Raw genomic sequence first — 24,470 nt, 5'->3', positions numbered from 1 at the left:
CTTCTGCAAGGGGGTGTTCAGAATTACGCTCGGCGGAGCCAATCCATCCAAGCAGCTGTTCGCGATTCGATTCTTGAACGACGTCTATATCCGTTAATTCCGGCTTCCCTTTGGTGACCGTTCCCGTCTTATCAAGCAAGATCGCGTTTATTCGATGAGTCGTTTCAAGGTGTTCCCCGCCTTTGAATAATATCCCGAGTTCGGCTGCACGTCCCGAGCCCGCCATAATTGAAGTAGGGGTTGCAAGACCAAGCGCGCAAGGACAAGCAATAACAAGCACGGCTATCGCTTTCTCTAAAGCGCCGGAGAAATTTCCACTATCCACTCCGAAGTACCAAACTAGAAATGTAACCACTGCAATTCCAACAACAATGGGAACGAATATACCCGAAATGACATCCGCAACTCGTTGAATGGGTGCCTTAGAACCTTGCGCTTCTTCGACGACTTTAATAATTTGGGCGAGCGCAGTCTCTTTACCGACTTTGGTTGCTCGGATTTTCAGGACCCCGTTTTTGTTCAAAGCTGCACCGATAACCGGATCTCCTCCACGTTTCTCGACAGGAATGCTCTCGCCTGTAAGCATCGATTCGTCAACGGCTGATACCCCCTCAACGACTTCTCCGTCTACCGGAATTTTCTCTCCCGGCTTCACGATAAATACATCACCAACAACAACTTCTTCCACTGGTACACTGATTTCTTGACCATTTCGTAGGACTAAAGCTGACTTAGCCTGCAATCCCATCAAGGTTTTGATTGCTTCCGAGGAACGGCCCTTAGCCATCGCTTCGAACAACTTCCCCATAACAATCAGGGTAATTAATACCGAACTCGTCTCGTAATACATATCCACTTGGTGGTGAGCGTTTCCGATTGATTGCAAGGTTAAGTAGAGGCTATAAAAATATGCTGCCGAAGTGCCAAGCGCTACGAGAACGTCCATATTCGCGCTGCCGTTACGCAATGCCTTATACGCGCCGATGTAGAATGGTTTCCCAATAACAAATTGAACAGGGGTCGCGAGAATCAGTTGAAACCATGGGTTCATGAAGAGCTCCGGTACCCAAATCCAAGATGTGAATGAGAAATGGCCCACCATAGCCCATAATAAGGGTAAGGACAAGATAGCGGAAATCAGCAGCTTACGTTTCTGTTTCCGTATTTCTTGCTGTTTGCGATCTCCTGCATCCTTTACTTCCTCTTTGGGTTTCGCTCTATAACCAAGCTGATCTACTTTCTTGATCATATCGGGAATCGTAACGCTTGAAGGAGAAAATTCTACGTGGGCGGACTCCAATGCCAAATTCACGGTTGCTTTATGAATACCCGGCAATTTATTGAGTCCTTTTTCAATCCGAGTCGCACAAGCGGCACAGGTCATACCGCCAATTTCAAATTCAACCGATTCTTTCGCAGTGCCATAACCAAGATCTTGAACTTTTTGCTCAAGCTTGCTCATGTCCACTTTACCTGGATCATAACTCACAGATGCCTGTTCCAATGTAAAATTCACAGTGGCCTGGGATACACCCTCAAGCTTGGTCAGCCCTTTCTCTATTCGGTTTGCGCAAGCCGCGCAAGTCATTCCCGTGATCTGCAGAGTTGTTTGTTCGCTTCGTGCGGATTCTGCTGTACTCATGAGTATCACCTCTATCCTCTTCTATATACCCATATAGGGTATAATTATCTTCAAAAAGATGGAGCCATCTTCAGATGACTCCGAATGAAATTATACGACATCGTAACCTTGATCCTCTATTGCCTCTTTGATTGCAGAAACCGAAACTTTGGTTTCATCATAATCTACCGTTACCGAATTGCTTGCAAGGTCTACCTTTGCGTCGGTACCCAGTTTTTTTAAAGCGCCTTCTACCGAATTCACGCAATGTCCGCAAGACATACCCTGTACATTTAAAGTAACATTAGTCATTCTAGATCCCTCCATAGTGTTTATTTCATTAATTTATTTACCGTTATCAGCAGCTCATCGATGACTTCATGTTCGCCAGATTGGATTCTTTCGATGACGCAGCTCTTCATGTGACCTTCGAGTAATAACTTACCGACTCCATTGAGTGCAGACTGAGCGGCAGCAATTTGATTTAAGACGTCGTCACAGTATGTGTCTTTCTCGATAAGTCCCCTTTGATTCCGCGAATTTGACCCTCGATTCGATTTAATCTGGAAATCAGATTTGATTTCATTTTATCCGAATGATGGCTTTTCCTTTCACCTTCGCTAGAACAACAGTCTTCGTCATGTAATTCATTAGAATGTTCCATTTGTGCGTCACCTCTTGTTTCGATTATACGATACCCCCATAGGGTATGTCAAACTATCCTCATAGAAAATTAAAATGCCACTCTCCATTAAAGCATCTCATTAATTCTTATTTGGAGCCGCCCAGACCAAATGAACCGCACCAAACATATAATTCTCCATTTTGTTAATATGTAAATTGGACTGTTGAAGGATTTGAACCATATCACGATTTAAGCGACAGCCGACAACCTTTTTGAATAGCGGATCAACAATCGTTTGTAGACCACCGATGATTCGATTAGAACTGATCCCGTGTTCCAGTAAAAGAATCTGACCATCGCGCTTGCACCACTTTTGAAATGCACCCAATACGCTTTGAGGATCTTCATATCCGCAAAACGATAATGTGGATACAATGGTGTCAAATGATTCGTCGGGAAACGAGAGCGATTCAACATCAGAGTGAATGAATTCAGCTTGAATACCGATTTCCACGGCAGCTTGTTTGGCTTTGTTTAACATCTCCGGACTGAAATCAATTGCGGTCACTTGAACGTCTTTGGAATAATAATGAAAATTGGCTCCCGCGCCGACAGATACTTCTAGCACCCGGCCTTTAGCGCAACTGATCAGCTTTTCACGCCATACTCTTTCCGATTTTTTTTTTCTTCTAACTTCATACAATCTCGCTTGTTTATCAAATTTTCGAATTAACTTTTCTTTGCTCATCTCATAAACCTCCTGCGAATCAGGCTCTGAACATTCTTAAAAGGAGATCTGTATGAAGAATCGGTTGTATTGTTCTATTCTGTACCTGATGCATGGCAATACCCTGGATCATCGCAAAGTAGGCAACAGCAAGCATTACAGGGTTTTCCTGTATGATTTGACCTGCTTGTTGCCCGGCCTTGATGATTGGGATGAGACTCTCCATTGCAGTGGGAGAAGTGCAACTTACCATTCTTTTTACTTCAACTGGCACAGCTTCGGATGTAAACGCCTGAATGATAATGAGGTAGTAGTAAGCCCCGTGATCGGCGAGTCCTTTTAGAATGGTTTCCGTTAGCCACTTTAATTGCTCATACGGCGACACATCTTGCCTAGCAGCCATTTCCACGACTTTTACGGACCCTTCCAAAGCCATTTCAACGAGTTTAGTGAAGATCTCTTCCTTTGTGCCCAGATAATGATAAACCAAGCCATAGCTTGACCCGGCTTCGGTTGCGATATCGTTGATTTTGGTAGCAGATAATCCCTTCTTAGCAAATACTTTAAGCGCTGTGCGCAGGAGCTGCTCCCTTCGCTCTTCTCTAATTTGTTTATTCTGCTCTTCTTTTCGTGGAGACATAGGTAAATCCTTTCGGCTGTTTTATTTTATCTGCAGTTCCCGTTGTTGTGATTCGATTAATTTTCCGTCACGCATTCGGACAACCCTGCTTATTTTATCGGTCCACTCCGGATTATGGGTTACCATCACGATAGTACGTCCTTCTCTATTCAAATTCAAGAGAAGCTCCATAATCATTTCTCCGTTTTCGCTATCCAGGTTTCCTGTCGGCTCATCTGCTAAGATTAGATCCGGATTATTTCCGAGGGCCCGGGCGATAGCAACTCTCTGCCGTTGTCCCCCTGAGAGCTCGGAAGGCAAGTGCGTCGATCTATTGCTTAACTGAACCTGCTCCAATAGCTGATGTGCTTTATGATTCGCTTCTTTTGTTCCTACTCCTGCAAACTTCATCGGTAATGCGACATTTTCCATTGCAGTCAACGAAGGAATAAGGTTGAATGTTTGAAAAATAAATCCGATTCGCATTAATCTATGTTCGGCTAATTGCCTCTGGTTGAGATTGCCTAGACTCTGGTCATTGAATGTAATATCTCCTTTAGACGGAACATCCATGGCTCCGAGTAGATGCAGCAAGCTGGATTTACCGCAACCCGAAGGACCCAGCAATGCGACAAAATCGCCTTTCATCACGTTCAAATCAATACCGCGCAGGGCATGAACAGCAGTTTCTCCGGAACCATAAGTTTTCCATACCTTATTGACACTTATCATGTATAGCACCTCCCTAAGGATTGGTTTTATTCATAACGTAAACTTTCAAGGGGATTGACACGCTGCGCAGCCCAAGCTGGCCATAATGAAGCTAAAATACCGACAAGCGCTGAAACGACAAGGGTCTCGATCCACTTGCCTGGATTTAGAACCCATTCCCCAAACATCAGTCCATTAAGAATGAAAGATACAGGGAGAGCAGTTATCCCCCCTATCAAGCTTATGGTAAGACTTTCCGCCATGATGATGCCGATAATCTTCCGTTTGGTTGCGCCTATCGCTTTTAAGGTACCGATTTCTTTTCGCCTTTCGAATATGGCCATGACCATCACGATCGTTACGACGACAATCGCAATGACAATTGCCGTACTGTTGATCATTGTAAAAAAAGTTCGCGTGGATTTTAGCAATTTTTCTGCATTTTGGGCTAGCTCCTCAGAGGAGGAAACACGCAACTTGGGGTGGATTGCACTGATTTGTTCACTTATGGATTTCGCTTCATCAGCTTTAGCGGCAGTTACCAAGACCGCGCTGATTAGACTTGGACGGGTGAAGATTTCTTGCGAGGTTTTCAGGGGAATTAGGATAGAGCCGTCAATGAGCCAATCGGCATCCTCGACAATTCCTGTAACTGTGAGCTTATAATCCCTTAAACTGATACTATCGCCGATTTGCACCCCGTAATATTCGGCTGCCTTCAACCCCAATATCGCATTATTGATGCCTGCAAGACTAGTATCCCCTCTTACTTCATAATTTCCCAAATATACATTTTCTTTTCCGGGTTCCACACCGACTGCCAAAACGCTTGGCGGCATACCCGGTCCTGGTGCGGGCACTAGGGTTTGAAATAAAAGAGTGCTGCTGCGAGAAAGATCTACTCCTGGAATTTGAAGAATTTGACCGACGCTTTTTTCCTCGATGACTGTATTCAATGGTGGATAACTATTGTTTTCTGACTTATCCTCCACCACGATCCGCCCCGCCATCCCTGAGATTTGCCTTTGGGTCTCATGGTCGAAATATCCCATGATGTTGGACATCATGACGTAAAGCTGAATTGCCGCAAGAATTCCGAGAATGGTTAACAATGAACGGGTTATTCTGAACTTCAGATTCTTGTACGCCAATTGCCACATTATCCTCACCCTTTTTAATTGACAGTTTTGTCAATTAAAAATACATCACTTTACTCCTTTTGTCAATTCCTTATCGTATTGAATCAGGCCCATTTTTCTTTAACTCTTCGACATTCGGACAATGTTCTTATCATCCGACATCCAATTCAGTTTCAGAATCCTAGCGACAAAATGAATAACGCTCCTGCGCCCGGTTAGGTGCCGGGATCAGGAGCGTTATTTTGCCTATCAACGGAACATCGTGTAGAGCTTAATCAGATGCAGCATATTATTGGGATCGATTTTTTGCGAGATGATGAAATTGACCAATTGATCTTCCTGCGTTTCGGTTAGCGGTTCGTTGAGAATGCGCGCGAACTGTTTGACCCATTTGCGTACCTTCGGACGGTCCTGCAAATCGTATTTCGTGACCCCGTCGAGCAGATCCTTGATCCGCTCCTTGGTCGCCGGGTTTTTCATTTTGACTTTAATGCGTTCCACGAATTCCGTCTTGATGCCGAATTTTTGCCAGCTTGGGCTCAAAGACGATCACGCTCCTTCCGGCAGCTTTTCGGTACATCATATGCCGCCGGAAGACCCGCAATGACAAAGTTGCGTGCACACCCCGTTAATCCAGAGGCTCTCCGATCAGTTGCGCCTCGCGCGCGAGATGATCTCTAAGCCCGCCATATATCGGCGACGACCAGAACTCCTCCCTCGATGTCATGGCAGCCGCATCGTCCCTTGCTTGCTCGAGCACCTCGAAGTCGTTCAGTAGATTGGCGAGCCGAAACTCCGGCATGCCGCTTTGCTTCGTGCCGAAGAACTCCCCCGGCCCCCTGATCTCCAAGTCGCGGCGGGAAATCTCGAAGCCGTCGTCGGTATCGGTCATGGCCTTCATTCTTTCTTGCCCGTTCTCGGATTTGGGATCCGCGATCAGAATGCAATACGATTGATGCTCTCCTCGGCCGACGCGGCCTCTGAGCTGATGAAGCTGGGACAATCCGAACCGGTCGGCGTCCATTATGATCATCAAGGTGGCATTCGGCACGTCGACTCCGACTTCAATGACCGTAGTGGATACGAGCACATGCGTCTCGCCGGCAGCGAAGGCTGCCATCGTCGCCTCTTTCTCCGCGGCGGTCATCCGGCCATGCAACAGTCCGATGGTCAAGTCGGGCAATGCTTGGGTTAACTGCATATGGAGATCGATCGCGTTCTGCACGTCAAGCTTCTCCGACTCTTCGATCAGCGGGCAAATAAAGAATGATTGTCGTCCGAGCTCCGCTTCCTTGCGAATAAATCCGAGGACACGATCCATCATGTCGTGCTTAACCGAGTACGTCTTAATCGGCTTCCGGCCCTTCGGACGTTCCCTTAGCGTAGAAACGTCCATATCGCCGAACACGGTAATCGCCAACGTCCGCGGAATGGGCGTCGCCGTCATCGTCAGCACGTCCGGATTCATTCCCTTGCGGCGCAAGATGCTTCGCTGGTTAACGCCGAACCGGTGTTGCTCATCCGTCACTACCAAGCCGAGACTGCGGAAGAACACATCCTCTTGGATAAGCGCATGCGTTCCGACTAAGATATCTAGCAGCCCCATCTGCAGCGACGCGAGAATATCCCTTCGTTTACGTTCGGTCAGGCTTCCGGTCAGCAGACCGACCTGGATACCGAAAGGCTCGAACAGCTTCCCGAGCGAGCGGGCGTGTTGCTCTGCCAAGATTTCCGTCGGCACCATCAGCGCGCCTTGATGGCCCGCTCTCACCGTCGCGTAGAGTCCGACAGCGGCAACGACGGTTTTTCCTGCTCCTACGTCTCCCTGAAGCAATCTGTTCATCACGTACGGCTGCTTCATATCATGGAGAATTTCGTTGATCACTTGCTTCTGCGAGTCCGTCAATAGGAAAGGCAATTGGCTGACGAAGCGTCGGATTTCCTCATTATTGACGGGATGGACTAACCCATCCGCCTGCTTGACGTGGGTAGCGCGATAAGCCTGCAGCTTCAATTGGAACAAAAAGAGCTCCTCATAGACCATGCGGCGCCTAGCTTCCTGTCCTTCATTGGTATTCTCGGGACGGTGAATGCGCGTGATCGCTTCTTTGCGCGGGATAAGAGAGTGCCTCTCAAGCAGCTCCGAGGGTAATATCTCCGGAATGAGCGACCCGTATTGCGTTAAAGCGCGGTCGATTAACTTCCGTATCGTCGCTTGCGTGATGTTGCCTCCGACCGAATAGACAGGCTGAAGAGTGCCGGTCTTGGCCGTGCTCCGATCGGGAAATTCCGAATCCGCTACCGTAATATGACGGCGTCTCTGATCCCATTTGCCTGTTAAAGTAATTTCCCTGCCGACGGTTAATTGATCCTTCAGGAAAGCCCGATTAAACCAAACCGCGGTCACCAACGCGGATTCTACCGTCACTCGGCAAATCAAGCGGGATTTGCCGCCGTAGCGTTGCATGGAGGGCAAGGAAGCGATCGTTCCTTGAATCGTGATTCTTTCCCCGTCCTTCACTTCGCTAAGCTCGCGAATCCGGTAATCCTCATAACGGAATGGATAATATTCGATTAAATCTCCGACCGTCGAAATACCCAAGGCGTGAAGCTCCTCCGCTTTCTGAGGGCCCACGCCTTGAAGTTTCGTCAGAGGAACCTGGAACAAATGAATGGACATAAGACCAACCTCTTTATATGACGGTTACAGGAGTAACGAACAATCCTATCGTTCCCGGTCCCGCATGCGTGCCGATAACCGGTCCGATTTCCGTTTCCTGATAATGCTGTACGTTTAAGTGTTGCTTGAGAAGCTCCGCAAGCTCGGATACGCCAGCTATGTGCCCCGGGGTTACGGCTATCGTCAACTTCACCGGGCGATCCTTCAAATCCGCCTCCAGCACTTCCGCAATCCGTGCCATCGCGCGCTTCTGTCCCCGCACCTTATCGAACGGAAAGACGATACCCTCTTTATCTATGGATAAGATCGGTTTGATGTTGAGAAGGGATCCCAGGACGGCGGAGGCTTTGCCAATCCGACCGCCCTTCTTTAAATATTCTAACGTATCTACTAAGAAGTAGAGCCTTAGCTCTTGGCGAAGCCGGTGCACCTCGGCAATAATATCTTCTTTCGAAGCTCCGGCTTGTGCCATTTCTGCTGCGGTAACGACAAGCAGGCCATACCCGTAGGAAGCGGATTTCGAGTCGATAACCGTCACGTCCGCGTCCTCTTCAAGCATGGACTTCGCGATCGTCGCCGATTGATAGGTTCCGCTCATCGCACCGGAAAGCTGAATCGAGATCACCGAATGCCCTTCGTCCGTCAGTCTCTTATATACGTCATAGAAATCGGAAGGAGATGGCTGCGACGACGTTGCAAGTCCTCCGAATGAGGCCAGCTTCTCGTAAAACTGCGCCGGCTGCAGCGTAATGTTGTCGAGGTAGCTTTCATCCCCGAAATTTACTTTAAGGGGTACCATCGAAATGCCAAGTTTCTCTCTTACCTGAAGCGGAATATCCGCCGTGCTATCCGTGACCAGTACTATAGATGCCATAGCCTGTCCCTCCATCGCCCAATGTGTATTTACGGTTCAACCGCGAACAGGTAAGGATACAACGGCTGCCCGCCTGCATGCACCTCGACTTCAACGTCGGGGAATTTCCGGGAAAGCCATTGTTCAAGCTCTTCCGTCAGCTCCAGGTCGGCGCTATCGCCGGTCAGTACCGTCAGGATTTCGGTCCCCGATACGAGCACCGAAGTTAGAAGCTCTTGGCAAGCTTCGCTAAGAGTCGGCGCGGAAGCTACGATCGTCTTGTCTTTGATTCCGATGAAATGGCCTTCTCTTATCTGCAGGCCGTCCATTTCCGTGTCCCTAACCGCTTGCGTGACGGAGCCTGTTACGACCCGCTCGTAAGCTTTCGTCATCCGGTCGACGTTAGAGGCTTCGGTATCGGACTCCTGGAAGGCAAGCATCGCCGCCATCCCTTGAGGGAGCGTGCGGGTTGGCAGAACGGTAACCGGACGATCCGCAAGTTCTGCCGCTTGCTTGGCCGCCATAATGATATTAGGGTTATTCGGTAATACGAAAATATGATGAGCGGATAAGGACGTAATCGCTCCAAGCAAGTCCTCCGTGCTCGGATTCATGCTTTGGCCGCCGGAAAGGACAATATCCACGCCTAGGCTGCTGAACAATTCCGCGTTTCCTTCGCCTACGCTGACAGCGACAACGCCGTAAGAAGCCATTTCGTATACGTCGGGATTCGGCTCGCTTTCCGGCGAGGCGGTAATCGAAGGCAGATTCACGACTCCCGGCAATGAATAGTCGACGACGGGCTTGCCGGATGCAGGCCCTTCATATTGCGCAGTAGGCTGATTTCCAGCCTGGACATCAGCTTGTCGGGCAGGCTGCTGAGCAAGCAGCTCGCGATGCTGCTCCTGCATGTTCAGAATGTGAATGTGCGTAATCTCGCCGTAGGTCAATGCCTGATTAATGACGTCTCCCGGCCTGCGGGAATGGACATGGACTTTAACGATATTCTCGTCTTCAATGAGAATGATCGAGTCCCCGTCCCGCTCCAGCGCTTGGCGGAATTTACTCTCGGGGAAAGGAGCCGAAGACGCAATCCGCTGGATAAAAAACTCCATATCGTAAGGAAAGGCGATGCTTTCCGTCGTAATCTTGGATTGGGCTGCCGTATTCGCCGCTCCGGCTTGACGGGCGGCAGGCGCAAAGTTATTTTGCGGTACAGAGGTTTCCGGGACGGATAACGCAGGATTCTTGTCGAGTTGCGGAATCGCCGTATCCGTGAAATCCCCTGTTCTCAGGTATTCCACGAAACCTTCGTATATATAGACAAGTCCTTGTCCTCCGGAGTCGACGACGCCGACCTGCTTCAGAATCGGAAGCATCTCTTGCGTGCGCGCCAGCGTCTCCAATGCTTTGGAATGGACGTCAATCATCCATTCGGCGAGATCGGATGTGCGCCTCGCAGCCGTTAGCCCATGGCGGGCAGCTTCTCGCGCGACAGTTAGTATAGTGCCTTCAACCGGTTTGACAACCGCCTTGTAAGCGGTATCAACACCCTGTTGCAAAGCATTGGCGAAAAGAGGCACCGTAAGCTCTCTCTGTCCCGAAATCGAACGCGCGAACCCGCGGAACAATTGGGATAGGATCACTCCGGAATTGCCTCTAGCGCCCATGAGCAGTCCTTTGGAAAGCACTTCCGCGGCTCGGCCGACTTCCTCGGACGGTTTATTTTTCAATTCGGCCACGCCGGCCGACATCGTAAGATTCATATTCGTTCCCGTATCGCCGTCCGGCACGGGAAACACGTTCAGGGCGTTCACGCGGTCTACGTTGCGGGTTAACCGCTCTGCGCCGACCAATATCATAGCCGCCCATTCACTTCCGTTCAAGAAGCGCTTACTCAATGATGTATTCCCCTTCCTAATAAGCTACTTCAATACTCGCACTCCTTGAACATTTACATTAACAAGATCAACCTTCAGCCCAACGACTTCCTTCAATACGTATTTAACCTTGGATTGGATGTTGTGGGCCACTTCGGAAATTTTGGTTCCGTAGCTTACGATGACATATAAGTCTAAATGAACGAATTCCCCCTCATGGCGCACTTCCACGCCTCGGGACAGGTTCTCTCTTCCTAGCAGCTCCGCGATGCCATCCTTTAGTCCTTTGCGGGATGCCATGCCTACGAGTCCATAACAATCCAATGCCGCCGAACCGGCAATCACGGCGATGACCTGATCCGCCACATCTATCTTTCCGTTCTCCGAGACGAGCTGCAGAGGCATGGAAATTCACTCCTTTATGCCATTATTATGGACCATACTTCATTGTACTATAAAAAATCGGGAGAATGAAGCCGTTTTCTGGGTAAATCTCACGATTAGACCATCGAAGGGCATGAAAGCAGTCTTTTTCGTTGCAACAAGCAACGCGCTGTGCTATGATAGTGTAGTATTTGTATGGACGTGGTAGGGAGGTGTATTTTTAGTGGCTCGTAAATGTTATATCACAGGGAAAAAGCCGGGTTCCGGCAACAACAAATCTCACGCGAATAACACTACCCGCCGTTCTTGGGGGGTTAACGTACAAAAAGTGCGCATTCTGGTGAACGGTAAACCTAAACGTGTTTATGTAAGCGCCCGTGCTCTGAAATCCGGAGAAGTAACTCGCGTTTAATTCACGCTCTCGGCTTTAGCCGCCATGAATGAAGAAAAACCGTCAGGTGATCCTGACGGTTCTTTTTGTTTTCTTTTGCCTAGAAGGCGTCAATTTTTGTGAAATGTATTGAGAATCGCTTTGACGAAGCCACCTAAAAATTTCGGCAGCTTGATGGTGTAAAACTTCATCGTCCCATCCCTCCTCCGCAGGCTGAACCCTTGCCGGCTTCTACGTTCGAAGCGCGCTATTGATTCCAATGTATGCAGCCTTCAATTTGTCCTATGCCAGACAAATCTCGGAGGTAACCAATAATTACTATGAGCTTCTTTTAACGCAGTGATGAAATCGCGGCAGCCCGGTCTTCATGTCCGAAAATATAAGTGCCCGCAACGAGCGAATTCGCTCCCGCTTCTTTAACTAATGCGGCAGTCTCCAAGTTTATGCCGCCATCTACTTGGATATAGATATCGCTCCGCCCCCGGTTCTCCAGCATCTCGCGAAGCTGTCGCAGCTTAGGAAGCATCGCAGGCAGGAACGACTGCCCCCCGAAGCCCGGATTAATCGTCATGATCAAGACGAGATCGATTTCATCCAGGACGTATTCGATAACGGATAACGGCGTATGCGGGTTCAACGCTACTCCCGCCTTCATTCCGAGTCCGCGAATTTCCGAAAGCGTCCGGTGCAGATGCACGCAAGCTTCAGCGTGCACGGTTATCCGGTCTGCTCCTGCCGCCGCCAACGCCGGAAACAGCGATTGCGGGTTCTCGACCATCAGATGGGCGTCGAAGAAAAGCTTTGTCGCGGGACGAATCATCGAGACGATCGGCGGTCCGAACGTAAGGTTCGGCACGAAATGCCCGTCCATAATATCAATATGTACCCAATCCGCTCCCGCAGCTTCAATGCTGCGGATTTCTTCTCCAAGCGCGGAGAAGTCCGAAGCGAGGATAGAGGGCGCAATTATAGTCATTTTAATACCTCCGCTTGGTTTCTTTCCATTCCGTCATGAAGCTGACGTAGTGCTCGTAACGGCTTTCCGCGACGATCCCTTGCTCCTTCGCTTGCAAAACTGCGCATTGCGGTTCATGCGTGTGCGTACACCCGCGGAACTTGCATTGCTGGGATAAAGGCCTGAATTCACGGAAGCAGGAACCGATCTCGTCGATTCCAAGCTCCGCGAAGTCCAACTGGCTAAAGCCCGGCGTGTCCGCCATATACCCTCCGCCGGATATCGGAACAAGCTCGACGTGGCGAGTCGTATGCTTGCCGCGCCCAAGCTTATCGCTAATTTCATTCGTCTCTATCTTCAATCCGGGTACGAGCGCGTTCACTAGAGAGGATTTGCCGACTCCGGATTGGCCCGCAAGCATGTTGATATGCCCCGCGAGCGCCGTTCTTAGCTCCTCCAAACCTTCGCCATTATGGGCGCTCGTAAGCACGACCTGATATCCGATCGAAGTATAGAGCAATCTTGCTTGCTCCATCGTTCGGCGAATTTGCTCCCCTTTTTCCCCTTCTGGAATCCGGTCGAGTTTCGTCAGAACGATCAAGGCATCCATACGGGCATGCTCGGTATGAACCAGAAATTTATCTAACAATACCAAGCTAAGCTCAGGCCGCACGACGGAAAAAACAAGGACCGCCAAGTCGGCGTTCGCGATCTGCGGACGGATCAATTCGGATTTGCGCGGCAATATTTCCTCTACCGAGCCTTCTCCGTTTTCCGTTTCGCTATAGACGACGCGGTCGCCGACCAGAGGAGATTCTCCCCGCTTTTTGAATATCCCCCGCCCGCGGCACTGCACCGGATTGCCGCCAGCGTAATCTTGCACGTAGTAATAACCGCTTAATGCTTTCACGATCAAGCCCTCGGGCATTGGATACAACTCCTTCTCCTAGCCCGAACCGGCCCTAGTTGTCGTTCTCGAAAGCTCATTCGGGGTTCGCGTCATCGCCATTCGGATCCGTTCCGTCTCCGTTCGCCGGAACCTCTCCCGTATCCGTTCCGTCACCGGGATCGCCGGGATCGGTTACCGGGGCGTCCGAGGCCGGAATCACCCGATAAGGTACGGGCTCCTTCTGCAGGAATTGGCCATCGCGGTAAATCGAAATTTGACCGTCCTTGTTCGGGGACAGGATCAACGTGATCGGAATCGAGGTCGTGGCGGTAATTTCCTTCGTGTCCCACTCGATATTGTCTCCCGTGGCATCGGAATATACGATTCTGATCTTGCTCGTCTGGCCTTCTACTGCCGGGGACACGGTTACGCTAAGCTTCTGCTCCCTGGAATCGGCGGGATACCCGCTGCTTACCCAGATCATAACCTCCGTCTTAGGCGTGACCATCTCGTTCGGTTCCTCCGGAAACTGCTTGAATACCTTGCCTTTCGGCTGCGAATAGCTCGATTCCCTCAAGATTTTGTCCTCGGACAGCTTCAGATCGTACTTGAGAATAATCGCCTTGGCTTCGGCCTCCGTCTTGCCAATGAGGTTCGGCATCTCGAAGGCTTCCTCGCCTTTGCTCACGATCAGCGTGATATTCGTATCCTCGGCTGTCGGATCGAACTTCGCATCGGCCTCGGGGACTTGCTCCAGAACGGTTCCCGGCTCGCTTTCGTCGAATTTCTCGCTCGGAAGGATGTTGTCCTTGTCTACGCCCATTTCTTGCAATTTTGCGCTCGCCTCGTCGAACGACATCCCCGACAAGTCCGGCATGGACGGAAGATCCTTCGGTATGCCAATCGTCAACTGAATCGGAGAGCCTTCCTTGGCTTCCATGTCCATTTTCGATTGTTTGACGACGAGACCTACGTCCTTTTCGTCATCGACTATTTCAGTTAGGTTGGGTTCTTGAATCGTAAACCCGGCAGCGATCAGCATCCGGCGCGCTTCTGCTTCTTTCTCTCCAACCACGGTCGGAACCACTACGTCCGAGTTCGTTTGATGTCTAAGCTCCCCTATCGCCCAGATCAGAACTCCGATGAGCACGATGGCCAGAATGGCCAACACCGTAGGAATGATCCACTTGCGCTTCGGTTCGCTTAAACCGTCGGAATTCCAACGATCCTCGTTATTCGCCGTTTTGACGGCGGGAGCCTCGATCGTATTGCGCATATCCGGCCGGATGGCGGGGATGACCCTTGTCTTATCTTGTTCGTCGTCCTCGTCGCTGGAATAATGCACGGCCGGCTCATTAAGACGTTGCGGCTGCAAGCTGGTATCCAAATCTGCCCACATTTCCTTGGCCGATTGGTACCTCTCCTGGGGATTCTTGCGCATAGCCCGCAGAATGATGTTCTCCACGCTCTGCGGGATGTACGGATTCACTTTCCGCGGCTGTTCGAACGGATCCTGCAAATGTTTAAGCGCCACGCTGATCGGACTCTCGCCGAGAAACGGCAATCTTCCCGTCACCATCTGATAAAGCACGATTCCGAGCGAATACAGATCGGACTTCTCTCCCGTGGTCACGCCCTTGGCATGCTCAGGCGAGAAATAATGCACCGATCCGATAACGGAGCCCGTCTGAGTAATCGTGGATGAAGTAACCGCGCGGGCGATGCCGAAATCCGTTACCTTCACCCTTCCGTTGTTGCCGATCAGAATATTATGCGGCTTAATATCGCGATGGATAATCTGATTATGATGGGCGTGCTCCAAGGCATCGCAGATTTGGGCCGTGATTTTAACGGCTTCGTCCGCTTGCAAAGGAGCGCGTTCGCGTATGATTTCATTTAAATTTGCGCCGTCGATAAATTCCATGACGATATAGTGGGTATCTTCAACTTGTCCGACATCGTAGATGCTAACGATATTCGGATGCGATAAGGACGCGGCTGCTTGCGCTTCGCGGCGAAACCGCTTCACGAAGTCCTCGTCATGGGTGAACTGCTGCCGTAGTACTTTAACGGCGACGAAACGATTCAATAATAAATCCCTTGCCTTATATACAAGCGCCATTCCGCCGCCGCCGACACGAGCCAGCAGTTCGTAACGACCGCTAAGCGTAAGTCCGATCATGCTGTTTCCCCTCCTGCGGCATTAGCCCGATCATTGCCCGAGACGATGACGACGGTTATATTGTCATCTCCGCCTGCAGCCAAAGCCAGATCGATAAGCTTCTGCGCTTGTTGTTCCATCAAAGCGCTCGGGTCCTCCAGAGCAGCTTGAACATCGGATTGCTCGACTAATCCGGTCAGCCCGTCGCTGCATAACAAGATCAGGTCTCCGATTCTCCAATCGATGACCTGGATGTCCGCATCTACTTCGCTATCGGTACCGAGAGCCCTGGTCAATACGTTCCGCCTTGGATGACGCGCGGCTTCTTCCGGGCTTAATTGTCCGGATTTCGTCAATTCGTTGACGAGAGTATGGTCCTCCGTCAGTTGTTCCAGCCGCCCGTTGCGCAGACGGTAAGCTCTGCTATCCCCGATGTGGCCGATCAGTCCGGTACTTCCATCCAATAATGCTATGACGACCGTGGTCCCCATATTATGGTACTGCTCGTTCAGCGACGCAGTATCATATACAACCTTATTAGCATGGCGAATCATATCCCTTAGCTCGGCAGCTCTCTCATTAACGGAAGTAACGGCTCCCCAAGCTTGCAAGGATTGCACCAAGCTGTCTACGGCAAGCGCGCTTGCAACATCCCCGGCCCGATGGCCGCCCATGCCGTCCGCAACGATCGCGGCCGTCAAACCGCCGGGCAAGCGCCCGCTCCAAGCTTGATCTTCATTTACCTGCCTGACCTTGCCGACATGACTCCGCAATACCGTCTTCACACCCATCACCCCGTCGTCGTCTCCATATGCTTCGCCCGCAATTGCCCGCAAGCCGCCGCAATATCATGGCCTTGCTCCCTGCGAATCGTTACGTTAACATTCTTCTTCTGCAGAATGCGCTGGAATTCGAATATGTCGTCCCGAGGAGTTCGTACGTAATCGCGCTCGGGCACATAGTTAACGGGAATCAGGTTCACGTGGCACAACAACCCTTGCAGCACGTTCCCCAGCTCCTCCGCATGCTCAGGACGGTCGTTGACTCCGCCGATCAGCGCATATTCGAAAGTAATACGCCGGCCCGTTTTCTCGATGTAATATTTGCAGGCGTTCATGACGTCCTCGAAAGGAAAGCGCCGATTTACCGGCATCAGCTTCGACCGCAACGCATCGTTCGGCGCATGAATCGAGATCGCTAGATTAATCTGCGTGTTCTCGTCGGCGAACTTGATCATGCTCGGAACGATTCCGCTCGTGGACACGGTAATGTGCCTTGCCCCGATGTTTAACCCTTTAGGGTGAATCATGACGCGAAGGAATTGCATCGTCGCTTCGTAATTCTCGAACGGCTCGCCAATGCCCATAATGACGATGCTCGATACTCGTTCGTTAAGAGGATCAAGAATCCGTTGCGATTGCACCACTTGCGCGATGATTTCTCCGGCCGTCAAACTTCGTTTCAGCCCGCCTAACGTGGAAGCGCAGAACGTGCAGCCGATTCGGCAACCGACTTGCGTGGTCACGCATACGCTGTTCCCGTAATTGTGGCGCATGATAACCGTTTCGATCGCATGGTCATCTTGCAAGCCGAACAAAAATTTCACCGTTCCGTCCTTAGACTCGAACTTCGCGATTTCCGTCAACGTTACGAAATTAAAGCTCGCCGTCAGTTTATCCCTTAGCGGCTTCGGAAGGTTTGACATTTCCTCGAAGGAGCCGACCCGTTTCACATACAGCCAATCGAATATTTGACCCGCGCGAAAAGCAGGCTCTCCTTGTTCTTTAATCCATTCTTGAATCTGCTCTAGCGTGCAGTCGTAAATAAAAGGCTTGATTTGTTCATTATCCAATTCAGTCACCACCATTCGTTCATTTTACCATAAAATTATTGGGATTGCTTCCGTAAACGGGCGATGAAGAAGCCGTCGCTGCCGAACATATGCGGGAGTAACTGCAGCATGCCCGAGAATCCCTCCGGCAGTTTCCCGGCATCCCGAAGAGGGGCCAAAACCTCTTCCGGCCATTTCGCGTCCAAAGAATATTCCGGGTGCTCCGCTAGAAATCGGCTAATCGTGTCTTCATTCTCCTCCGCGGCAATCGTACAAGTGCTGTATACGAGCACGCCGCCGGGCTTGACGAGGGACTGGACTTTGCTCAATAGCCGACTTTGCAGATGAGATAAGCTAGTTATATCATCCGCGAATTTGTTCCATTTGATTTCGGGCTTGCGGCGGATAACTCCTAGCCCGGAGCAAGGCGCATCAAGAAGAACGACGTCGCACGATTCCGCCTCGATCCGCTCCTGAAGCTCAAGAGCGTCTCCCACCATCGTCTCCACGCTGGTTAATCCCAGCCTTTCGGTCTGTTGCTTGATTAAAGCTTCTTTATGAGGATGCACGTCATTGGCAATAATCTTACCTTCGTTGCGCATGATTTCCGCTAGATGAGCCGTTTTTCCGCCGGGAGCCGCGCAACAATCCAGCACTTGCATGCCGGGCTTCGGATCGGCCACCGCGGCTACGAGCATCGAGCTCTCGTCCTGAACGGATATAAAGCCTTGCTTGTACCAATCCGAATGGACGAGATTCCCCGCCTTCATCGCGATGATTCCATCTTGCGTAACCGGCGAAGGAATCGCCTCCATGCCTGCGTCGGTCATCCCCGCGACTACCGAGTCTCTTGAAGCCCTTAATCGGTTGACTCGCGCCGAAGCATGGGGATGCTCGTTATTGGCCGCGCATATTTGTTCCGTTGTTGCCTCGCCGTACTCGGCAATCCATCGCTCTACGAGCCATAACGGATGACTATGCGCGAGGGAAATACGCTCCGCTGCAGGCAAGCCGTCAGGGATCGCGGCTTCAAAGCCTTCCCGCAGCAATCCGCGAAGCACTCCGTTCACGAGTCCGCCGATTCCCGCGTGACCTCGCTTCTTGGCGATCCTTACCGCTTCGTCCACGGCCGCATGAGCAGGCACCCGGGTAAGCCATCGCAATTGGTAATAACTCATGCGCAGTAAGCTTCGTACCCATGGCTCTACTTTGCCGGGCCAGCCTTTTACCCGGTCCTTCAGATCGTAATCGATCGTGTTCATTCGCTTGATCGTTCCGTATACGAGCTCGGTGGCAAGCGCCGCGTCCGGGCGAGACAAATCCGAAGATTGCAATGCCTGGTTTAATTCCAGACCGCTGTACGCGCCCTTGGTTTCCACGTTATGCAGCACGTTCATTGCGACTTCTCGCGCCCCTTGCGGCTTGCCTCCGGGCAATCGATTTGTTTTCTTCATTAATTCGCATCCTTATCCGACTTTCGTGTTATACGCATATTGTTCCATATTCGCAAGCATAAACGCATACCGCCGTCCTTGGGAATGGCGGCAACGCGTTTATGTCGGAGGTTATTCGGAAATGGCAAAGCGTAAAACCTATTAAATCCGAATAACCAAAAAAAAGCCCGGGATTACCCGAGCACTTTACCGGGAGCGAGCCGAGCTCCCTTGGCGAACTCCGATGCCGCTAACGCTTTCTTGCCGGCAGGCTGGACTTCCGTTAAAACGATACTGCCGTCGCCGGTGCGGACTCGTATGCCGAATGCGCCCGTCTCCAGCACCGAACCCGGAACCATCGATATCCACTCCGGCCGCATGACGGCGTCGGAGCCTTGCGGGATTCGGCACGCCCAAACCTTGAATACCTCGCCGTCCAGATATGCGAATCCCCCAGCCATCGGATTAAGGCCTCTTACCCTATTGAACAGTTGGCGCGAAGATTGGTTCCAAATCAGCTTCTCATCCTCGCGCGTTAGATTCGGAGCATAGGTCGATTCGCTTTCCTCCTGGGGGATACGAGTGACTGAACCTTCGATTATGCGAGGCAACCATTCGATCAATAGATGCGCGCCCGCCTCGCTAAGCTTAGCAAACACGGTCCCCGCCGTATCCTCATCGGTAATCGGCAATTCCACCTTCGCGATCATATCTCCGGTATCCAAGCCTGCCGCCATATACATGAGCGTTACGCCAGTAACGGTTTCCCCGTTGATGATAGAGCGCTGAATAGGAGCTCCTCCCCGATATCGGGGCAACAACGAGCCGTGGACGTTGATGCATCCCAAGCGCGGCAAATCGAGCACCGACCTCGGTAGAATCTGGCCATACGCGGCGGTAATAATCAAATCAGGCGCGAGTGCCGTTACTTCGGCGACGCCTTCCGGTGAACGAAGCTTCTCCGGCTGCAACACCTTAAGTCCGCGCTCCAGCGCGAACGCCTTCACAGGGGGCGGCGCGAGCTCGCGCTTTCGGCCTTTAGGCCGGTCCGGCTGCGTAACGACCGCCGCTATCTCGTAACCATACTCCAATAGCAGAGCCAATGAGGCAACGGCGAATTCCGGCGTTCCCATAAACAATATTTTCATGCTACTCTCCATCCTGCTCCTGCTCGCTAAGCTTGCGAGCCTCGTATACCGATTCGGCCATATCGATAAACAATACGCCGTTCAGGTGATCCAGCTCATGCTGGAACGCCCTGGACAGAAATTCCGTGCTTTCATATTGAATCGGGTTGCCGTTGCGATCCTGGCCGCGGATAACGATCCGATTGGCCCTGCGGACATCTCCTTGCAGCCCGGGAATGCTGAGGCAGCCTTCCGGTCCGAGCTGCTCGCCTTCCGACGAAACGATCTCAGGATTAACCAACTCGATGAGTTCATGTTCGTCACCCACGTCAACGACGATGACTCGTTTCAAAATTCCTACCTGTGGTGCAGCTAACCCGACTCCGTCGGCATCATACATCGTTTCCGCCATGTCGTCCAGCAATTTGTGCAGGTTGGCATTGAACTTCGTCACTTCCTGCGCTCTTTCCCTAAGCACAGCATCAGGGTGTTTCACGATTAATCGAATTGACATAACGGCATCCTTCTTTCCTTACAGTGGTAGTTCAACTTTCATTTGAATCCTGATTAAAGCATCATCTGCGGATCCACGTCGACGCTGACCTGGACGCCGCCCCTCTTGACCGCGTCTCCCATTTCCTGAAGTACCTGAGAAGCCAGCGAGCTAGCGTCTACGTCTCCCCGATATTTTACCATACATTGAAAACGGTAGCGATCCTTCAATCGGGCAATGGGCGAAGAAACCGGACCCAATACTTCCAAAGCCGCGTTGTCGCCGAAATCGAAATCCTTGCGAACGCCGATCATCGCAGCTTTCTCTCGCATGCCGGATGCAAACTTTTCGCCAATGGATAGCAGCATCGGTACGGACTCATGGGAGAACGTGACGGAGATAAGACGACCGTAAGGCGGGTATCCGAGCTGCCTGCGCAGAGTAAGCGCCCTCTCCGCGAAGCCTTTGTAATCATGGCCCTGTACCGACGTGATCGACTCGTGCTCCGGATCGTAAGTTTGTATAATGACCTCTCCCGGCAACTCATGCCTCCCCGCTCTCCCCGCAACCTGCGTCAGCAGTTGGAAAGTTCGCTCCGGAGCCCGGAAGTCCGGCAATCTGAGAGCGGCATCCGCAGCCAGTACGCCGACAAGAGTCACATAGGGGAAATCCAAGCCTTTGGCAACCATCTGCGTCCCAAGAAGGACATCCGCCCGACGCTCGCGAAATTCCGTGAGCCATCTCTCGTGGGAGCCCTTCTCCGTCGTCGTGTCGACGTCCATCCTGATGACTCTTATACCGGGGAACGTCTCGGCCAACGCTTCTTCTACCTTCTGCGTGCCGGTGCCGAAGAATCGGATATGCGGGCTCTCGCAACTCGGGCAAGCTTTAGGTTCGGCCTCCGTATAACCGCAATAATGGCAACGGAGATTCTGGGATCCGCGGTGATAGGTTAGAGAAATTTCGCAGTGCGGGCAAGCCGCGGTATAGCCGCAAGACCGGCACATGACGAATGTGGCGTACCCCCGTCGATTCAGAAGCAGCACCATCTGTTCTTTCTTGGCCAGCCTGTCCCGTATCGCATCGGCCAAAGGGCGGCTGAACATGGCCCGATTGCCGAGCTTAAGCTCCTCTCGCATATCGACGATGCTCACTCCGGGAAGAGGCCGGTTCGCGACCCTCTCCGGCAGGGCAATGTATTTCATGCCCCTAAGCCCCGTCTCCCGTCCGCTGTACACGGAGGATTCATACGTTTCCAGCGCCGGAGTCGCCGATCCAAGAACGACAACCGCACCGTGAAGACGGGCTCGCTCTACCGCGACGTCGCGGGCGTGATATTTCGGGCTTTCTTCCTGCTTATAAGAGGTCTCGTGTTCTTCATCGATAACGATAAGTCCAATACTCGTAAACGGGGCGAAAATAGCCGAACGGGCGCCAACCGCCACCTGTGCGCGGCCTTCCCTGATTTTGCGCCACTCATCGTAACGCTCCCCTTGGGATAATCTGCTGTGCAGGACCGCGACTCTTGCGCCGAACCTGCTTTTGAAGCGTTCTACCATCTGCGGCGTCAATGCAATCTCCGGAACGAGAACGATCGCTTCCCGCCCCATCTCTAGGCAACGCTGGATCGCTTGCAGGTAAACTTCCGTTTTCCCGCTGCCGGTGACGCCGTGAAGAAGGAAACTCTCGTTCCGGCCGTCATCCAAAGCCGATTGAATCGGCGCGAGCGCATCTGCCTGCTTAGGCGTCAGCTTCATGGGAAGGGATTCCGGAAAATCCCGATGGGCGTACGGATCGCGGTCTTCCGTTACGGAGCGAATCTCGATCAATCCGCGCTCGGCCAAGGACCGGATCGTCGACGAGGTCGTCGATGCCGCCTCCGTCAGCTTGAGAACCGCGACAGGCTCATTATGCTCGGCTAAATATAGAACGACTTCCCTTTGCTTGTTCGCCCTGGCCGGAATATCTCCAACCGCCTCCAACAACGTTTCCCGCGACGTCGGGAATACCGTTTGAACGGTCTTCACGGACAACTGGTCCTCGACACGCTGTCGCTCCTCCAGACGTCCTTGGCGAAGCCAACGCTTCAGCTGCTGGCCTTGCTCGGGATACTGCTGCAGAAGACCGGTCAGCTTCAGAGGCTTGCCCTTCTTGAGCGCAAGCAAGAGACCGCCACTCTGGGCGGTCTCCTCCTCGGACCACTCTGCTCCAGCGGCCGGAAAAACGTATTTCTCCGAGCGTCCTTTAAGGGCGGCGGGCAGCATCGCTTGGAGCGCCACGGTTAAAGGGCATATCCATCTTCTGCTGATCCATTCCCCAAGCTCCACCAATTCGGGAGATAACGGCGGAATGGCGTCCAGCAAGTCTTCGATCGGCTTCAGCTTGGCGTATTCCACGTCCGCGCCTTCCGAGAGCCCCGTGACTATCCCTTGAAGCTTACGGGGACCGAAAGGTACGGCTACCCGGCTGCCGATCTCCACCCAGCCGCTCAATCGGTCCGGGATCAAATAATCGAACGTCCGATCCGTATCCCGGCTCGGAACGTCTACAATAACTCTGGCAACCGTCATGCTTCCGTTCCTTTCCGGCTTGCTTGTTCCTTGCCGCGATTCATTCTGGACAGGACGATATCCATTAACCGCTCCGCGACGGCTCTCTTTATCATCTGCGGAAGCTGCTCTACAGGACCTTCAGCCCCATAAACGGTAACGATATTCGTTTCCGTCCCGAATCCCGCTCCCGCTTCGGTAATGTCGTTTGCCACGATAAGGTCGCATTTCTTGCGATTCAGCTTGTCCATTGCGTGTTTCTCCACGTCCGTCGTCTCCGCGGCAAAGCCTACCACGAAAGGCTTGTCCTTCAATGGTTGGCCGGACTTCCATTCGCCGACGGCCTGCAAAATATCGGGATTGCGAACAAGCTCCAACGTTAGCGACTCGGACGTTTTTTTCATTTTGTGCTCAGCCCTATGCAGCGGACGGTAATCGGCTACGGCTGCCGCCTTCACGACGATATCCGCATCCGGTAGACGCTTCATGACCTCGTCATGCATTTGAATGGCCGAATCGACCTTCACGACCAAAACTCCGTTCGGCACTGGCGCTTCCGTTTTACCGCAGATTAACGTCACTTCCGCGCCGCGGTCCCTCGCCGCTTCCGCGATAGCAAAGCCCATCTTGCCGGAGGAATCGTTCGTGATATACCGGACCGGGTCGATTCTTTCCACCGTACCTCCCGCCGTCACGACTAAGCGTTGACCTGACAAAGGCTTGGGACCGGCTAACATGGCAACGATAGCCTCGACGATCTCGTCCGGCTCGGCGAGACGCCCTTTGCCGACATATCCGCACGCCAATTGGCCCGTTCCCGGCTCCACGAAGGTGGCGCCGCGCGAGGCAAGCTTATTGACGTTATCGATGACGGCCGGATGCTCCCACATATGTACGTTCATCGCCGGAGCGATTAATAAAGGAGCAGTAGTTGCAAGCATCGTCGTGCTAAGCATATCATCGGCTGACCCGTTCGCTAGCTTGGATAGGATATTCGCCGTCGCCGGGGCGATGACCGCCAAATCCGCCGAATCCGCCAAGTCGATGTGCTGCACGCCCGCGGCATCGCGTTCGTCGAAAATATCCGTCGCGACGGGATTACGGGTAAGAACCTGCAGAGTCAGCGGGGTAATGAATTTTGTCGCGCCTTCCGTCATGATGACCTTTACGTTCGCTCCCAGACTGACTAAGCGACTGCACAAGGTGGCCGCCTTGTAAGCCGCGATCCCTCCCGTAACGCCTAGCAAGACCGTTTTCCCCGATAGCGGTTTGTTCATGGTTCGGTTCCCCTCCTCAAGTAAAACGGCTTCGCCGTCCTTAGGACGGCTATATACGTTTGTATCGAGCTATCAGCTGAGTATAAGGAAATCAAAAACTGATACTTGCTGATAGTAGAAAAAAA

23 protein-coding genes and 1 pseudogene are annotated in these 24,470 nt (G+C 51.9%); 1 reads left to right on the top strand and 23 read right to left on the bottom strand.

Annotated elements, in window-relative coordinates; translation table 11 throughout:
- The 12 genes and pseudogenes from E2980_RS01995 to E2980_RS01940 all read right to left on the bottom strand — a co-directional run.
- Positions 1–1,642: heavy metal translocating P-type ATPase (locus E2980_RS01995; protein ID WP_135150422.1), on the bottom strand; the 1,642-nt coding region annotated here is incomplete at its 3' end.
- Between the two features lie 90 nt (positions 1,643–1,732).
- The gene (gene copZ / locus E2980_RS01990; protein WP_135150421.1) at positions 1,733–1,933 is read right to left on the bottom strand and encodes a copper chaperone CopZ; all 201 of its coding nucleotides are present in this window, start codon (positions 1,931–1,933) and stop codon (positions 1,733–1,735) included.
- A gap of 20 nt (positions 1,934–1,953) precedes the next feature.
- A pseudogene (locus E2980_RS01985) lies at positions 1,954–2,285 on the bottom strand (metal-sensitive transcriptional regulator).
- A 100-nt stretch (positions 2,286–2,385) separates the two neighbouring features.
- Entirely contained in the window at positions 2,386–2,994 is a 609-nt protein-coding gene (locus E2980_RS01980; protein ID WP_135150420.1) for a class I SAM-dependent methyltransferase, read from the bottom strand.
- Positions 2,995–3,013: 19 nt separating this feature from the next.
- On the bottom strand, positions 3,014–3,613 hold the full coding sequence (locus E2980_RS01975; protein ID WP_135150419.1) for a TetR/AcrR family transcriptional regulator: 600 nt from the start codon (positions 3,611–3,613) through the stop codon (positions 3,014–3,016).
- Between the two features lie 21 nt (positions 3,614–3,634).
- Positions 3,635–4,324, bottom strand: coding sequence for an ABC transporter ATP-binding protein (locus E2980_RS01970; RefSeq protein WP_135150418.1), 690 nt, complete (start codon positions 4,322–4,324; stop codon positions 3,635–3,637).
- Positions 4,325–4,350: 26 nt separating this feature from the next.
- Complete coding sequence (locus E2980_RS01965; RefSeq protein ID WP_135150417.1) at positions 4,351–5,463, bottom strand: ABC transporter permease; 1,113 nt, start codon at positions 5,461–5,463, stop codon at positions 4,351–4,353.
- 228 nt (positions 5,464–5,691) lie between these two features.
- Complete coding sequence (locus E2980_RS01960; protein WP_276322222.1) at positions 5,692–5,985, bottom strand: stage VI sporulation protein F; 294 nt, start codon at positions 5,983–5,985, stop codon at positions 5,692–5,694.
- A gap of 85 nt (positions 5,986–6,070) precedes the next feature.
- Positions 6,071–8,122, bottom strand: a complete 2,052-nt coding sequence (recG, locus tag E2980_RS01955) for an ATP-dependent DNA helicase RecG (protein ID WP_205699906.1) — start codon at positions 8,120–8,122, stop codon at positions 6,071–6,073.
- 13 nt (positions 8,123–8,135) lie between these two features.
- Entirely contained in the window at positions 8,136–8,996 is an 861-nt protein-coding gene (locus E2980_RS01950; protein ID WP_135150416.1) for a DegV family protein, read from the bottom strand.
- A gap of 29 nt (positions 8,997–9,025) precedes the next feature.
- Complete coding sequence (locus tag E2980_RS01945) at positions 9,026–10,876, bottom strand: DAK2 domain-containing protein (protein WP_135150415.1); 1,851 nt, start codon at positions 10,874–10,876, stop codon at positions 9,026–9,028.
- A gap of 24 nt (positions 10,877–10,900) precedes the next feature.
- A complete protein-coding gene (locus tag E2980_RS01940; RefSeq protein WP_135150414.1) occupies positions 10,901–11,260 on the bottom strand; it encodes an Asp23/Gls24 family envelope stress response protein in 360 nt (119 codons plus the stop codon).
- A gap of 202 nt (positions 11,261–11,462) precedes the next feature.
- On the opposite strand from E2980_RS01940, the gene rpmB reads away from it, so the two are divergent.
- Positions 11,463–11,651, top strand: a complete 189-nt coding sequence (gene rpmB / locus E2980_RS01935) for a 50S ribosomal protein L28 (RefSeq protein WP_115990883.1) — start codon at positions 11,463–11,465, stop codon at positions 11,649–11,651.
- Positions 11,652–11,740: 89 nt separating this feature from the next.
- On the opposite strand, the gene spoVM is transcribed toward rpmB, so the two are convergent.
- From spoVM to coaBC, 11 genes are all read right to left on the bottom strand, one after another.
- The gene (gene spoVM, locus E2980_RS01930; protein ID WP_041064529.1) at positions 11,741–11,821 is read right to left on the bottom strand and encodes a stage V sporulation protein SpoVM; all 81 of its coding nucleotides are present in this window, start codon (positions 11,819–11,821) and stop codon (positions 11,741–11,743) included.
- A gap of 140 nt (positions 11,822–11,961) precedes the next feature.
- Positions 11,962–12,606, bottom strand: a complete 645-nt coding sequence (gene rpe, locus E2980_RS01925; protein WP_135150413.1) for a ribulose-phosphate 3-epimerase — start codon at positions 12,604–12,606, stop codon at positions 11,962–11,964.
- A gap of 1 nt (position 12,607) precedes the next feature.
- Positions 12,608–13,513 carry a ribosome small subunit-dependent GTPase A gene (gene rsgA, locus E2980_RS01920; RefSeq protein WP_135150412.1) on the bottom strand — a complete coding sequence of 302 codons (906 nt, stop codon included), beginning with the start codon at positions 13,511–13,513 and terminating at the stop codon, positions 12,608–12,610.
- 55 nt (positions 13,514–13,568) lie between these two features.
- Complete coding sequence (gene pknB, locus E2980_RS01915; protein WP_135150411.1) at positions 13,569–15,656, bottom strand: Stk1 family PASTA domain-containing Ser/Thr kinase; 2,088 nt, start codon at positions 15,654–15,656, stop codon at positions 13,569–13,571.
- The gene (locus E2980_RS01910; RefSeq protein WP_240702802.1) at positions 15,653–16,420 is read right to left on the bottom strand and encodes a Stp1/IreP family PP2C-type Ser/Thr phosphatase; all 768 of its coding nucleotides are present in this window, start codon (positions 16,418–16,420) and stop codon (positions 15,653–15,655) included. The genes pknB and E2980_RS01910 overlap by 4 nt, the downstream gene beginning before the upstream one ends.
- 5 nt (positions 16,421–16,425) lie before the next feature.
- Positions 16,426–17,472, bottom strand: coding sequence for a dual-specificity RNA methyltransferase RlmN (gene rlmN / locus E2980_RS01905; RefSeq protein WP_135150459.1), 1,047 nt, complete (start codon positions 17,470–17,472; stop codon positions 16,426–16,428).
- Between the two features lie 50 nt (positions 17,473–17,522).
- Positions 17,523–18,920 carry a 16S rRNA (cytosine(967)-C(5))-methyltransferase RsmB gene (rsmB, locus tag E2980_RS01900; RefSeq protein ID WP_135150410.1) on the bottom strand — a complete coding sequence of 466 codons (1,398 nt, stop codon included), beginning with the start codon at positions 18,918–18,920 and terminating at the stop codon, positions 17,523–17,525.
- Between the two features lie 173 nt (positions 18,921–19,093).
- On the bottom strand, positions 19,094–20,047 hold the full coding sequence (gene fmt, locus E2980_RS01895; protein WP_135150409.1) for a methionyl-tRNA formyltransferase: 954 nt from the start codon (positions 20,045–20,047) through the stop codon (positions 19,094–19,096).
- Between the two features lies 1 nt (position 20,048).
- The gene (gene def, locus E2980_RS01890; protein ID WP_135150408.1) at positions 20,049–20,540 is read right to left on the bottom strand and encodes a peptide deformylase; all 492 of its coding nucleotides are present in this window, start codon (positions 20,538–20,540) and stop codon (positions 20,049–20,051) included.
- Between the two features lie 53 nt (positions 20,541–20,593).
- A complete protein-coding gene (priA, locus tag E2980_RS01885) occupies positions 20,594–23,089 on the bottom strand; it encodes a primosomal protein N' (protein WP_135150407.1) in 2,496 nt (831 codons plus the stop codon).
- Positions 23,086–24,345 carry a bifunctional phosphopantothenoylcysteine decarboxylase/phosphopantothenate--cysteine ligase CoaBC gene (coaBC, locus tag E2980_RS01880; protein WP_135150406.1) on the bottom strand — a complete coding sequence of 420 codons (1,260 nt, stop codon included), beginning with the start codon at positions 24,343–24,345 and terminating at the stop codon, positions 23,086–23,088. Before coaBC ends, priA begins: the two co-directional genes overlap by 4 nt.
- Positions 24,346–24,470: the final 125 nt, after the last annotated feature.

This window comes from Cohnella luojiensis (assembly GCF_004564235.1).
Classification (GTDB): Bacteria; Bacillota; Bacilli; order Paenibacillales; family Paenibacillaceae; genus Cohnella; species Cohnella luojiensis.
Note: the sequence above shows the minus strand (reverse complement) of the source record. Positions and strands in the feature narration are given on the sequence as shown.